This is a genomic window from Kitasatospora sp. NPDC004745, assembly GCF_042873275.1.
GTDB lineage: Bacteria > Actinomycetota > Actinomycetes > Streptomycetales > Streptomycetaceae > Kitasatospora.
In genome coordinates this window covers 94,281-108,121 of sequence record NZ_JBIALK010000001.1, presented here as the reverse complement: position 1 = coordinate 108,121, position 13,841 = coordinate 94,281, and the positions used below count along the sequence as shown (strand labels likewise).

The 13,841-nt window shown below is 74.7% G+C and carries 9 protein-coding genes; 2 read left to right on the top strand and 7 right to left on the bottom strand.

The features are described from left to right. The 4 genes from ACFYUY_RS00290 to ACFYUY_RS00275 form a co-directional block, all read right to left on the bottom strand. Entirely contained in the window at window positions 1-2,910 is a 2,910-nt protein-coding gene (locus tag ACFYUY_RS00290) for a hypothetical protein (protein WP_387896716.1), read from the bottom strand. After that, window positions 2,910-4,796, bottom strand: coding sequence for an HSP90 family protein (locus ACFYUY_RS00285; RefSeq protein ID WP_387896714.1), 1,887 nt, complete (start codon window positions 4,794-4,796; stop codon window positions 2,910-2,912). The genes ACFYUY_RS00290 and ACFYUY_RS00285 overlap by 1 nt, the downstream gene beginning before the upstream one ends. Before the next feature lie 52 nt (window positions 4,797-4,848). Beyond that, window positions 4,849-5,862, bottom strand: a complete 1,014-nt coding sequence (locus ACFYUY_RS00280) for a hypothetical protein (RefSeq protein ID WP_360222040.1) — start codon at window positions 5,860-5,862, stop codon at window positions 4,849-4,851. A gap of 356 nt (window positions 5,863-6,218) precedes the next feature. Next, complete coding sequence (locus tag ACFYUY_RS00275) at window positions 6,219-7,067, bottom strand: hypothetical protein (RefSeq protein WP_387896712.1); 849 nt, start codon at window positions 7,065-7,067, stop codon at window positions 6,219-6,221. A gap of 130 nt (window positions 7,068-7,197) precedes the next feature. Between ACFYUY_RS00275 and ACFYUY_RS00270 the strand changes: the two genes are divergently transcribed. Next, a complete protein-coding gene (locus ACFYUY_RS00270; protein WP_360222046.1) occupies window positions 7,198-7,776 on the top strand; it encodes an XRE family transcriptional regulator in 579 nt (192 codons plus the stop codon). Window positions 7,777-7,813: 37 nt separating this feature from the next. On the opposite strand, the gene ACFYUY_RS00265 is transcribed toward ACFYUY_RS00270, so the two are convergent. From ACFYUY_RS00265 to ACFYUY_RS00255, 3 genes are all read right to left on the bottom strand, one after another. Next, entirely contained in the window at window positions 7,814-8,716 is a 903-nt protein-coding gene (locus ACFYUY_RS00265) for a dihydrodipicolinate synthase family protein (RefSeq protein ID WP_387896710.1), read from the bottom strand. A 1-nt stretch (window position 8,717) separates the two neighbouring features. Next, window positions 8,718-9,524 carry an aldolase gene (locus tag ACFYUY_RS00260; protein WP_360222052.1) on the bottom strand — a complete coding sequence of 269 codons (807 nt, stop codon included), beginning with the start codon at window positions 9,522-9,524 and terminating at the stop codon, window positions 8,718-8,720. 224 nt (window positions 9,525-9,748) lie between these two features. After that, on the bottom strand, window positions 9,749-11,191 hold the full coding sequence (locus ACFYUY_RS00255) for a glyceraldehyde-3-phosphate dehydrogenase (protein ID WP_360222055.1): 1,443 nt from the start codon (window positions 11,189-11,191) through the stop codon (window positions 9,749-9,751). A gap of 464 nt (window positions 11,192-11,655) precedes the next feature. Between ACFYUY_RS00255 and ACFYUY_RS00250 the strand changes: the two genes are divergently transcribed. Continuing rightward, window positions 11,656-13,830, top strand: a complete 2,175-nt coding sequence (locus ACFYUY_RS00250; protein ID WP_387896708.1) for a UvrD-helicase domain-containing protein — start codon at window positions 11,656-11,658, stop codon at window positions 13,828-13,830. Window positions 13,831-13,841: the final 11 nt, after the last annotated feature.

Sequence of the window (13,841 nt, the reverse complement as noted above, 5' to 3'; positions counted from 1 at the left end):
TCACTCCCCCGCGGCGAGCCGCTCCCGCAGATCGGCCAGCACCCCCGCCGCCTCCGGCAGCCCGGCGGCCTCGCAGCGGGCGATGCCCGCCGTCAGCCGGGCCACGGCCGCCTTCGTCCGGCCGAGGTCGGTGCCCTCGACCAGCGCGGCGAGCCGCAGGGCCTCCGCCCGCGGCGCCCCGTACTGCTCCCCTCCGTCGTCGTACCGGGCGATCGCCTTCTCTGCCTCGGCCACCGACTCCTCGTAACGCTCGCCGACGGCCAGGCAGCGCGCCCGCTCGTAGTGCGAACCGCCCTGCAGGAACGGGGCGTCGTACTCCAGCCCAGCCCGCTCGGCGGCCGCCCCGACGGCGTCCGCCTCGGCCAGCCTGGCGAGCGCCTCCGGCAGGCCGTCGGGGCCCTCGGCGCGCATCGTCAGCATGGCGAACTCCCTGAGGGTGGCCGCCAGTTGGTCCACCCGTGGAGCCCGTCCGTGGGCCTCCGCCGCGCGGTCCAGGGCGGCCTTCGCGGCCTCCCGGCGACCGGCCCTGGCCAGCGCCAGCGAGGCCTCGCAGGCCACCATCGTGTGGGTGTCCTGGTCCTCCCAGCCGGCCACGGCGTCCGCCAGCCGCAGGTACTCCTCGGCCGCCTCGCGGTCCTCGTCCAGGTCGGCCAGGCCCCGGGCGAGGTCCAGCCGGGCCTGCGCCAGCAGCCGCACGTCCAGCTCGGCGGCGGCCGCGTCCAGGAGCACCGACTCCAGCACCGCGACGGCGTCGGCCGTGCGGTCCGCGGCCCGCAGCACGTCCGCGAGCTGCAGCCGCACCCGGGCGGCCTCCTCGGCACCCTCCCGGCCCTTGCGGTCGAAGCGCGCCGCGGCCTCGGTGAGCGCCCGGACCGCACCGCCGCGGTCGTCGAGCAGCATGCAGGCGTGACCGAGCATCATGTACGTGGGTGCGAACGGGTAGCCGCCCTCGCCCCAGCGGACCGCCTCGGCGAGCGCCCGGTGGAACACCTCGACGGCCTCCGCCGGCTCCCCGTCCTGGAGCAGCACCTGGCCGAGCAGTCCGAGCACCCGCGGCGTCTGCCAGGGCAGCTCGGCCGCGTCCAACTGCGCCAGCACCTCGCGCAGTTCGGCCGCCGCCTCGGCCATCCGGCCCTGCCGGGCGGCCGCGTCGGCGCGGTACTGGCGGGAGGTGGCCGCCCGGCGGGCGGAGCCCAGGGCGACGGCCGCGCCGTGGTAGCCGTCGGCCGCCTCCTCGAACCGCCCGAGCACCGCGGCCGGCGGCTCGGGCAGCGCCGAGACTAGGTCGTGGTGGGCCGCGTAGGCGCGGACCTGCAGCACGATCAGGTAGTCGTCGTCGGTCATCGCGCCGCCCGCGGCCCGCAGCTCCTCCGCCGCGCGCAGCACCTCGTCCAGGGCCGGCCAGTCGGCCACCGCGCCCTCGACGTCGCCGAGCTCCGCGATCAGCGCACGGCCCCGGACCATCAGCGCCTGGCCGGGCAGCCCGGCCTCCTCGAACAGTGCGGCGGCCGCCACCAGACCGGCCCGGCCCTCGGCGTACTCGTCCCGCTCCAGTGAACGGTGGGCCCGCTGCTCGGCGAGTTCGGCGCGCAGCCGCGCGGCGCCGCCGTCCCCGGTGCCCTCCGGGAGCTCGAAACCGTCGGCGGTGAAGCGCTCCTCGATCCGCAGCCAGAGCCGCTCCGCGTCCGGGTGCCCGACCAGCTCCAGCTCCCGGGCGCGCACCACCAGGGCGGTGAAGTCCTCCGGCTCCGGCTCGACCGGCCGGCGCGGCACGGGAGCCGGGGCGGCGGCCAGTTCGGGCGCGGCGGCGGCGCGCACGCCGAGGGCCAGCGGCTCGGCCAGCTGCGGCTCGCGGGCCAGCCTGGCCCGCCGGTCGGCGCCGACCGCGCCGGTGCCGTTGCGGGCGTCGAAGCGGTCGGCCAGCGCCCCGGCCTCGGTGCGCAGGTGCGCGAGCAGGGTGTCCACCGTCCAGCCGGTGCCCGGCGGACCGCTGACCGCGAGCGCCCCGTGCCCGGCCCGGGACAGCCCGGCGATCAGCACCTCGGCGCCGGTCAGGAAGGAGAGCCGGGCGGACTGGTCCCCCGTGACCGCGAAGAGGTCGCGGTTCTCGGCCAGGATCTCCAGGCCGCGCGGCTCGTTGCCGGACAGCGCGCAGAACTCCAGGTGCCGGCCGACGGCGTGCAGCATCGCGGCCTTGCCGCGCGCGTAGCGGTAGCCGGTCAGGTGGCAGGAGCGGGCCTCGTCCAGCCGGCCCAGGCGCAGCAGCGGGAGCAGGGCGGCGGCCTGGCTCAGGTAAGGCTCCTGCTCGCAGGAGCTGCTGCCGTCGAGGACGGGCCCCAGGACCTCCAGCGCCCGGGCGTCGTCACCGGCGTCGGCGAAGTGCTCGGCCCTGGCCCTCGTCTCGCAGGCGTGGCAGTCGCTCAGCTCGGTGCGCGGGCGCGCCGTCCACAGCTCGTAGGCGTCCTGACGGCCCTCGCCGGTCTGCGCGGCCAGGTGGTAGCGCTGCGCGTAGTACGGCTGGAGGTCGAAGCCGGCCGCCCGGTAGCGGTCGCGCAGTTCGGTGTGCCAGCGGTGCACGGCCGCCAGCGGCACCTCCGGGGTGTCCAGCAGGGCGCCGGCCACCCACTTGAAGCGCCAGAACACCTGGTGCCGGGCCCATTCGCCGAAGCCGTCCGGGTCGGTGTCCCAGAGCTTCAGCACCCGGGCGAAGACCACCGGGGTCTTGCTGCGCTCGCCGTCGTACTCGTAGGCCTCCATCAGCTCCAGCAGGGCCATCGAGTGCACCCCGGTGTCCTCGAACTGCTCCGCCGCGTCGACGAGTTCCTCGGCCACCACGGTCCGCTGCCGGCCGTACGGACGGGCGTCGTTCTCGCGCAGCGCGGCCATCACCGCGTCGGGGGTGTCCAGCATCACGCCTCCTTCGGGTCGGTGACGTCCGGGCCGGCCGACTCGTGGCCGAGCATGGCGTGGTCCAGCAGGCTGATGAACGAGCGGTTGAGCAGGGCGCTCTCGCTCGCCTTCAGCGGGCGGCGGGTCATCAGCACGGCCTGCCCGTACAGCGCCTCGACGGCGGTGACGGCCAGCTCCCGGTCGGTGACCGTCGCGGCGCGGCGCACCAGCGGGTTGAGGTGGTTGAGCACCAGCTGGGCGCGCGGCGCCTCGGCGCGCAGCGAGCCGAGGATGTCCGCCCACAGGCCGTCCGCCTCGTCGGCGAGCTGGGCGCGGGCGCGCTCGTGCCGGGCCTCCCGGGTGTCCAGCAGCAGCGCGGGCGCGCTGGTCGGGTGGAAGCTGCGCAGCGCGACGTCGCAGTCGAACCGGCCGACCACCTCGCGGGCGATGGTCAGGAAGGCCCCGGCGGCGAGCTCGGCGGCCGGGTCGACGGAGTCCAGGTGCGCGGTGACGGTGCCCGGGTCGAGGTCGGCGACCGAGACGCCGGGGCGGATCTCGGGCAGCCGGTGCACCAAGTCCCGGTCGTAGGTGTAGCCGCCGTTGACCACGCCGAGGCCGGCCGCGCCGGCGATCGGGGCGACCTGGCGGAACTCCTCGACGGTGCGGGTCACCAGCACCACCGGGTGGCTGCGGGTGAACTCGTCCAGGGTGACGTTGCCGTCGGTGGTCTCGAACGGCAGCCACGGCAGCATCATCCGCAGCAGCTCGTCGTCGTAGCGGGCGAGCTCCTTGACCGCCAGGTGGTGCACCGAGAGGAAGCGGTGGAGCAGCGCCGGATCGCTCGCGGACAGGCCGGTCAGCCAGTCGCGGATCCGCACGCCCAGCGCGTCGCGGACGGCGGCCAGCGTCTCGTCCGCGTACAGGCCCTCGCGGGAGGCCGTGGGGCGCAGGCCGTCGGTGTCCACCACGCAGCGGACGAAGAACGCCCAGTCCGGCAGCAGTTCGTCGGCCTGGTCGGAGAGCAGCATGCCCTTGAGGTGCACCCGGTGGCCGGAGCGGCGCGAGGGCGGGGCGGCGTCCGGCAGGACGTACGCGACGCCGCGCAGGCCGACCAGCGGGAGGTCCAGGTCGATGGTGTCGAGCGGGGTGAAGTCGAAGGTGCCGCGGCAGTAGGCGGTCAGTGCGTCGCGCCGGGCGAGCGGCGAGCCGTGCCGCTCGGCCCACGGCGGGGTGCGGTTCACCCGGTGCTCGGTGCCGTTCGCGTCCACCACCGTCACGTCGTGGCGCAGCAGGCTGCCGAAGTCCCGTGCCAGCGCCAGCACCCGGCCCGGCCCCGTCCACTCGGCGGCGTCGGCGCGCGGGGAGAGCGTGACGGTGGTGCCGGGCTCCGGGCGGGCCGAGGCGGGCAGGGTGCGGATGGTGTAGCGGCCGTCGGAGCCGCCGCGCCACTCGATCACCGGCGCGTCCGGGCGGGCGGCGGAGCGGGTGACGACGGTGATCTCGTCGGCGACCACGAAGCAGGCGAGCAGGCCGATGCCGAACTGGCCGATGAAGTCGCCGCGGGCCCGGGCCAGCCCGGCGCCGTCCAGCCGGCCCTCGGCGTCGCGCTTGGAGCTGCGGCCGATGGTGGCGAGGAAGGTGTGGACGTCGGCCTCGGTCAGGCCGATGCCGGTGTCGGTGATGCTCAGCTCGTCGTCGGCGCGCACGGTGATCCGGGCGGGCGCGTCCTGGTCCAGCGCGCGGCGGGCGGAGATCGCGTCCACCGCGTTCTGCAGCAGCTCGCGCAGGTACACCCGCGGGCTGGAGTAGAGGTGGTGGGAGAGGAGGTCCACCAGGCCGCGCAGGTCCACCTGGAAGGTGTGCGCGCTCGTCGGGTGCTCGGAGGCCGGGTTCTCGGAAGGGGACACCGCAGGCTCTTTCGATCGCGGGGCGGGTGACGGGGTTCGGGCGGGGGCGGCGTCAGGACGCGCAGCGGTCCCGGTGGGAGCGGAAGGCCTTGACCGGATCGCCGGACAGGTAGTGCCAGGGCGCCTCGGTGACCATGCCGTCGAGCGCGTCGAACAGCAGCCGCGCCGTCCTGCGCTGGTCGGCCAGCGAGAAGACCATCGCGAAGGTGTTGAAGGGGCCCTGCCAGCCGCGGACCGGGACGAAGTCCGGGTGCAGCACCGACCGGAAGGCGGCCTCCTGCAGCTCGGCCACCACCTCGGGGCTCGCCAGGTAGGCGCGGTCCTCGCCGTCCGGGAGGTCCAGCCAGCGCTCGAGGTGCGCCAGCGCGACCAGCTCGCCGAGCTGACTGCCCTCCGGCGCGGCGAGCATCGAGGAGCGGGCGAAGGCGTGCATCTCCTCGTGCGAGCCGCCCCACTTGGCGCACAGCTGCTGCAGGCGCTGGCGGTGCGAGGCCGGGTGCCCGGGGACCCGGCGCACCGCGGCCTCGAACCGGCAGGTGGCGGCCTCCGGCGGCAGCGAGGCGCCGCGCGCGCTGATCTGCAGGTAGAACCAGGGGGCCAGCCAGGACGGCTCGCGCTCGGCGACCTCCAGCAGCTGCTCCTCGGCCACCTCCAGCCGCTCGTGGAAGACCCGCCACTGGTCCTCGGACACCTGCTTGGCCCGGGCCCCGGTGCGGGCCTCCCAGGCCCAGGTCACGTGCCGGGCGCCGGACAGCAGCAGGGCGAGGGTGTCCTCCGGCCGCTCGGCCAGGGCCCGGGCCGTCCACTCCTCGACCCCGGGCACGTCGGCGATCGCGCCGACGACCCCGCTCAGCTCCGCGCCGTCGAGGCCGGCCAGCGCCGGGCCGAGGGCCGCCCAGTCCCCGGCGCGGGCCTGGCCGAGCATCAGGCGGACGGACTCGTCCCCCAGGGCCGGGTCCAGCCGCGGTGCGGCGGCGGAGGGCTCGGCGGCGCGCCGCCCGAACCCGAACCACCCGGCCCGGTCCTGACCGGTCTCCCCGCCGGAGCGGCGTCGGAACAGCGCCATGTACGGCCCCCCTGGAACATCGTCGGCATCTTTCGCATGGCCGCGCGGCGACCACCCCAGAGGAGTAGATATCACGGCCGACCGACATCCGTTTCCCCAGCCCAGGGGCCCGGCGGGGAGGGCGGCGGGCGCGGCCGGCGGCGGTCGGGGGTCCGGACGTCCGCGAGGCCCCGGGCCCGGAGCGGCTCGGGGCCTCGCGGGCGGCGGGCGAGGCGGCGGGCGGGGTGGCCGGCGCGGGGTGGCCGGCGCGGGGTGGCCGGCGCGGGGCAGCCTTGCCGTCAGGCCGTCAGGCCGCCAGGACCACCGGGGCCGCCAGGACCACCGGGGCCGCCAGGGCCTCCCGGACCGACGTTCCGTCAGCCCACGCCGAGGCCGGCGTCGGGGGTCGCGCCCGCCTGCGCCTGCTCGATCCGCTTGACCAGCATGGCGGCGAAGCGCCGGGTGGCGGCCAGGTCGACCGGCCCGCCCTCGGTGGTCACGCTGGCGACGACGGTGCCCGAACGCACCACGATGCCGATGCCCTCGCCGTCGGCCAGCTGGCCCTGGAAGGCCTGGCTCTCGCTGCCCAGCACGGGGGTGTCGACCTTGCGGAACGGCCCGGCGGTGTACGAGGCGTAGGACTCCTTCAGCCGGTTCCTGGCGGCGTCCCGGCTGGGCAGGGTGTCGACGAAGAAGCGGGCGACGACGTCCCCCGAGGAGAACCGGACCGAGCCGCTGAGCGGCTTGCCGGTGCAGGGCGCCGCGGCGGTGCAGGTGGTGGTGTGGTCGGCGGTGTCGACCTTCCGCTTCTCCTCCTCCCAGCCGGTCATCGCCTTGGCGTCGGGCAGCACCCGGCCGACGATCCGGTCGTCCAGCAGCACCGCGTCCAGGTCCTGACCGGGCGTCGCCGCGGCCGGCGGCGGCACGGGCGCCCCGCCGCTGCCGCCCGGTGCGGGGGCCGAGGCCGCCGAGGACGGCCCGGCGGCCGGCGCCGAGGCCGCGCCGGGAGCCGCGGGCGACGCCGCACCGGAGGCGTCGGCCGCCGGGGAGGCGGACGCCGCACCCGTGGCCGGGCTCGCCGCCGGAGCCGTCCCCGACGCCGGGGCGGCCGTCCCCGACGCGCCCTTCGCGGTGTCCGATCCGCCCGAGGAGCACCCGGTGAGCGCACCCACCAGCACCCCGGCCGCCACCGCCGCGGCGGCCATCCGCCGACCACCCATCCCCATCGCCCGCTCCCTCCGGCTGTCCGTGACCCCTCAAGATAGCCGCAGGTCCGGCCGCCCCCGCGGCCAGGGCCCGCAGGGCGTCCGGGCCCGATGGGATAATGGGCCGATCTTCCGGACCGAGGGGTAGCGCATGGCCAGCCGACTGAGGGCGCTGAGGACGCAGAACCGGCTCAGCCTGGAGGCCCTGGCGGCGCAGGTGGGGGTGACGAAGAGCTACCTCTCCAAGGTGGAACGCGGGATCAGCGACCCGTCGATCTCCACGGCGCTGAAGCTGGCGAACGCCCTGGGGGTGGACGTCGGCCGGCTGTTCTCCGACGAGGTCGAGCCCGAGCTGGTCACCGTGGTGCGGGCCGGCGAGCGCACCCCGCTGACGACCGGCGAGGCCGGCCGCGGGGCCCCCCGGTACGAGGGGATCGCGACCGGCCTGGCCGGCAAGCGGATGGCGCCGTTCGTGATGTACCCGCCGACCGGCCGGGCCGCGGCGCCGTTCAAGTCGCACGCGGGCGAGGAGTTCCTCTTCGTCCACGCGGGCACGGCCGAGCTGGAGTTCCCGGAGCGGACGGTGCCGCTCGGCCCGGGCGACAGCGTCTACTTCAACGCGGCCGTGCCGCACCGCTGCCGCAGCACCGGGGACGAGCCCGCGGTGGTGCTGGTGGTGATCCACGACGAGCCCGCGGAGCCCGGGGACCGCGTCCCACCGCTGCCCTAGGGTCGCCCTCGGGGCCGTGTCCGCGGGGACGGCCCGGTCAGACCACCCGGCCGGCGTCCACCGCGGCCAGCAGGCCGGCCAGTTCGGCCGTCCGTTCGGCGTCCAGCGGCAGCAGCGGCGGCCGGGGGCCGCCGGCGTCGAAGCCGCGCAGCGCGAGCCCGGCCTTGACGGTGGTCGGCAGGCCGCCCCGGACGATGAACTGCAGGACGCCGAGCTGCCGCCGGAACACCTCGGCCGCGCCGGCGAGGTCCCCGGCCCGGACCGCCCGGTGCAGGGCCAGCGTCTCCTCCGGGATCAGGCAGGGCGCCGCGGTGCACCAGCCGGCCGCGCCGGCGGTGAGGGCCGCGAAGGCGAGCGGGTTGCTCCCGTTGTAGAAGGGCAGCTCGCCGCCGGTGAGGTGGTGCAGCCGGTGCATCCGGCCCAGGTCTCCGGTGCTCTCCTTGACCATGGTGATGTTCTCCACGCCCTCCACCAGGGAGACCATCAGCTCCGGGCCGAGGTCGACGCCGGCGGTGGCCGGGTTGTTGTAGACCATCACCTCGATCCCGACGGCATCGGCGACCTCCGTGTAGTGCCGGACGATCTCGCGCTCGTCGAGCCGCCAGTACGACAGCGGCAGCACCATCACCGCGCTCGCCCCGGCCCGCTCGGCCAGCCGCGCCCGCCGCACCGCGCCCCGGGTGGTGAGCTCGGCGACGCCGACGACCGTCGGCACCCGCCCGGCCACCGCGGAGACCGCGGCCTCGGCGGCCGTGCGCCACTCGGACTCCTCCAGGTAGGCGCTCTCGCCGGTCGAGCCGAGCGGGGCGACGGCGTGCACGCCGCTCGCCACCAGGCGCTCGACGAGGGCGGCCAGCCGGTCGGCGTCGACCCGCTCGCCGTCCGGGGTGAAGGGGGTGACCGGGTAGGCGATCACACCGTCCAGGTTCAACGCCGACATCTCAGGAACCGTCCTCTCCGGTGGCGGACAGCGCGTCGCGGTGGCCGGCCCGCAGGGCGCGGCGGGCGTAGTAGGCGAAGGTGGCCTGGCCGCGCTTGGGGGTGGAGATCCAGTCGTGGGCCTCCTGGGCGAGCAGCTCGGGGATCTCCTGGATCCGCCCGGCGGCGGAGGCCAGCAGCTGGAGCCTGGCGGCCCGCTCGAAGAGCAGGGCGAGGGTGCAGGACTCCTCGATGCTCCCGGTGGCGACCAGCTGGCCGTGGTGCGCGAGCAGCAGCGCCCGCTTGTCCCCGAGGGCGGCCGAGATCAGCTCGCCCTCCTCGTTGCCGACCGGGATGCCGGGCCACTTCTCCAGGAACGCGCAGTCGTCGTACAGCGGGCACATGTCCATGTGCGAGACGACGAGCGGGGTCTCCAGCATGGACAGCGCGGAGATGTGCAGCGGGTGGGTGTGGATGATGCAGGTGACGTCCGGGCGGGCCCGGTAGACCCAGCTGTGGAAGCGGTTGGCCGGGTTGGCCATGCCGTCGCCCTCCAGGACGTTGAGGTCCTCGTCGACGAGCAGCAGGTTGGACTCGGTGATCTCGTCGAAGCCGAGGCCGAGGCGCTGGGTGTAGTAGGTGCCGGGCCGCTCGGCCCGGCAGGTGATCTGCCCGGCCAGACCGGAGTCGTGGCCGGCGTCGAACAGGATCCGGCAGGTCAGCGCGAGCTTCTGCCGCGCCGTCCAGCCGGTGTCGGGTATCGCCTCCCGCATCCGCCGGTGGGCGAGGTCGACGAGGGCCGTCTTGTCGGTGGTGAACGTGTCCGCCATGTGCGCGGGTCCTCCCTCTCGGTCAGAACACTTTGTTCACCATAGGACACGCGGTGTCCTGCTGTCGACGGTGCGGCCCCGACGGGTCCGCGCGGGAGGGCCGGGGCGCCGGCGAGGCCCCGGGAACGCCGGAAGGCGGCGGGGCGGCGACCGTGGTGGTCGCCGCCCCGCCGCCTTCGCGGGGAGTCAGCCCTGGATGGTCCGGGCGTCCGGCAGGCTCGGGATCAGAGTGCCGGGGCCGGGTACGTCGGGTACTCGACGCCCGAGACGTACTGGACGACCCGGATGACCTGGCAGGAGTAGCCGAACTCGTTGTCGTACCACAGGTAGAGGATGGCGTTGTCGCCCTCGACCTTGGTGGCGCCCGCGTCGACGATCGAGGCGTGCCGCGAGCCGATGAAGTCGCTGGAGACGGCGTCCGGGGAGTCGATGAAGTCGATCTGGCGCTTCAGCGGCGAGGTCAGCGAGACGCCCCGCAGGTAGTCCAGGACCTCCTCGCGGTTGGCCTCGCGGGCCAGCTGCAGGTTCAGGATGGCGATCGAGACGTCCGGCACGGGGACGCGGATCGAGCTGCCGGTGATCTTCGCCTTGAGGTCCGGCAGGGCCTTGGCGACGGCCGAGGCGGCACCGGTCTCGGTGATCACCATGTTCAGCGGCGCCGAGCGGCCGCGGCGGTCGGCCTTGTGGTAGTTGTCCAGCAGGTTCTGGTCGTTGGTGAACGAGTGGACGGTCTCCACGTGGCCGCGCAGCACGCCGTACTCGTCCTCCATCGCCTTCAGCGGCGGGACGATCGCGTTGGTGGTGCAGGAGGCGCAGGAGAGGATCTGCTCGTCCGGCTTGATGGTGTCGTGGTTGACGCCGTGGACGATGTTCGGGACGTCGCCCTTGCCCGGGGCGGTCAGCACGACCTTGGCGATGCCGGGGCGCAGGTGCTTGGACAGCCCCTCGCGGTCACGCCAGCGACCGGTGTTGTCGATCAGGATGGCGTCCTTGATCCCGTACTCCGTGTAGTCGACCTTGGTCGGGTCGTCGGAGTAGATCACGGTGATCTCGTTGCCGTTGGCGATGATCTTGTTGTTCGCCTCGTCGACGGTGATCGTGCCCTGGAAGGGGCCGTGGATCGAGTCGCGGCGCAGCAGCGAGGCGCGCTTGACGATGTCGTCGCCGCCGCTGTTGCGGACCACGATCGCCTTCAGGCGCAGACCGTTGCCGGAGGCCTTCTCGATCAGCAGGCGGGCGACCAGGCGGCCGATCCGGCCGAAGCCGTACAGCACGACGTCGCGGGCGTCACGGCGCTCCAGCTTGTTCTCGCCGGTGGCACCGGAGACGGCACGGGCGGTGAACTCCTCGACCGACAGGCCGTGGTCGTCGGCCTTGTAGGTCGCGGCGAGCATGCCGATGTCGATCTGGGACGGGCCGAGGTCCAGGGTGGTCAGCGCGCTCAGGAAGGGCATCGTCTCGGTGACCGAGAGCTCCTCGCCGGCTATCTGGCGGGCGAAGCGGTGCGTCTTCAGGATGCTGACCACCGACTTGTTCACCAGGGAACGGCTGTGCAGCAGGACGGTGACATCCCGCTCCCGGTGCAGCCGCCCGATGATCGGGATCATCGACTCCGCGATCTCCTCGCGGTTCTTCCAGTCCGTGAACACGTCGTCGTTGACAGTCACAAGTCCATCTTTCGAGCTGAGGGTGTTGCCCACATGGTAGCTTCGCCCGCCCCCGGCCCTTCGGGCGGTCCCACCCCGGCGCCCGCCCCGCCCGCACCGCACCGCCGCCCCCGGCACGCCCCGGACCAGCACCTTCGCCCCAACCGCCGCCCCCCGCACCACCCCTGGCACCCCTCACCCCCCACCCCCCGGCGTGATCACCGCCACCCTCCGCCCCCTCGAAAAGGCCCCGCCCGCCCCCCGGGCAGCGGGCCACCGCATCGGCCCGGCCTCGAAGCCGCCCCGCGGACTCGACCGCCGCGGGTCGCCCCGCCGCAGCCCGTGCGACGGGCGTCAATCACGCCCTGGTGCGGGCCGGGCGCGGGGTGTGTGCGGCGGTCGTCCGTACGCGGCCCGAGTGATCGTCCAGGCCAGTACAGTGGGCACACCGCCCGACCGACCGAGTCGCGCAACGAGGGGGACGCGTGGCGACGCTGGGGATGCACCGGGACTTCCTGCTGGAGTTCACGGCGCTGGAGAAGCCGGTGCAGCGGCGGGTGTTCGAGGCCTTCGAGAAGTTCACCGGGGCCACGCACGCCGGCCTGCACCTGGAGAAGCTCGCCCACCAGCGGGATCCCCGGATCCGGACCATCCGGATCACCGCCTTCTGGCGCGGGGTGGTCCTCAAGGAGGACGAGGGTGACGGCTACCTCCTGCTGAAGGTCCTCCCCCACGACAAGGCCAACGACTGGGCGTGCAAGCACCGGGGCTCGGTCAACACCGCCACCCAGGGCATCGAGATACGCAACGACGTCGCGCTGGAGCGTGCGACCGAGTCCCTGAAGGCCGCTGCCACCGACGAGCCCCGGCGGCTCTTCGCCGACCGCTCCGACAAGGTCCTGCGCAGCCTGGGCGTCGACGAGGAGATCCTGCCGATCATCCGGCTGCTCCCCGACGAGGCCCACCTGGAGGCGCTCCACCGGGTCCTGCCGGAGCAGCAGTTCGACGTGCTGATCGGCCTCGCGAGCGGGATGGAGCCGGAGGAGGTCGACCGCGAGATCGTCCAGGCCTACGCCCGGACGGCGGCCCCGGTGAGCGCGGCGCAGCCCGAGGACGGGCTGGTCTCGGCGATGGCCCACGCACGCGGCCGGGTCGCCCTGGTGTCCTGCCCCGAGGAGCTGCTGGAGATCCTGGAGCGCCCGTTCGACGCGTGGCGGATCTTCCTCCACCCGGCCCAGTACCGGATCGCCTACCGGGACTCCTACAACGGGCCCGCCCGCGTCACCGGCGGGCCCGGGACCGGCAAGACCGTGGTGGCCCTGCACCGCGCCTACCACCTGGCGCGCCGGTTGCCGGCGGACGCACCCGACGGATCGATTCTGCTGACCACCTTCACCAAGGACCTCGCCGCGGAGCTGGAACGGTGCCTCACGCTGCTCGTCACGGACGAGCGGGCCAGGGCGAAGGTCCGGGTGGTCACCGTCGACGCGCTGGCGAACGAGGTCCTCCGCCGTTCGCGCGGCGGCGCCCCGCTGAAGATCGTCTTCAACCAGCGCGCCGTCCTCGCCCGTTGGGGCCGGATCGCCGACCGGCTCGGGGTCGACTTCACCGACGTCTTCCTGGACCAGGAGTGGCGGCAGGTCGTCCTGGCCCAGGCGATCGAGAGCCCGGAGCAGTACCTGAAGGCGTCCCGGTCCGGCCGGGGGACGGCCCTCGGCCCGCTGAGGAAGGCCCAGCTGTGGCGGGCGGTGGCCGCGTTCGAGGAGGAGCTGCGGCAGGCCGGGGAGTGGACCTTCCTGCAGGTCTGCGCGCAGGCCGCGCGGGTGCTCGACGAGCAGGACGAACGCCCGTTCCGGCACGTGGTGATCGACGAGGCGCAGGACCTGCACCCCGCGCAGTGGAGGTTCCTGCGCGCGGTCGTCGCGCCCGGGCCGGACGACCTGTTCCTCGCCGGTGACCCGCACCAGCGGATCTACGGGAACAAGGTCTCGCTGCGCTCGCTCGGGATCCAGGTGGTCGGGCGGTCCTCCCGGCTGCGGATCAACTACCGGACGACGCACGAGATCCTCAGCTGGTCCGCGTCCCTGCTCACCGGTGAGCGCCCCGACGACATGGACGGCGGGGAGGAGTCCCTCGCCGGCTACCACTCGACCCTCCACGGGGCCCGCCCCGAGACGCACGGCCACGTCGACGAGGCCGAGGAGATCCGGGCCCTCGTCGCCCGCGTCGGGGAGTGGACCGCCTCGGGGGTGAGTCCCGAGGACATCGGCGTCGCCGCCCGGACCGCCCGGCTCGGCCGTGACATCACCCAGGCCCTGGAGCGGGCCGGGACGCCGGCCTGGCTGCTCGGCAACGCGCCGGCGCCCGGTGTCCGGGTCGGCACCATGCACCGGATGAAGGGGCTGGAGTTCCGCTACGTCGCCGTGGCCGGCGTGAGCGACGGCCTGGTGCCCATGCGGAGCGCGATCACCCCGGTGGACACCGACCCGCAACAGCACCAGGAGGACCTCAACGGGGAGCTGAGCCTGCTCTTCGTGGCGTGCACGCGGGCGAGGGAGGCCCTGCACGTGTCCTGGCACGGCACGCCCAGTGTCTTCCTCGAACCGGTCGTCCCGACGGCGTCGCTCGCGCGCCGACACCCGGCGTCGCCCGCCCGGTGACACCCGGCCCC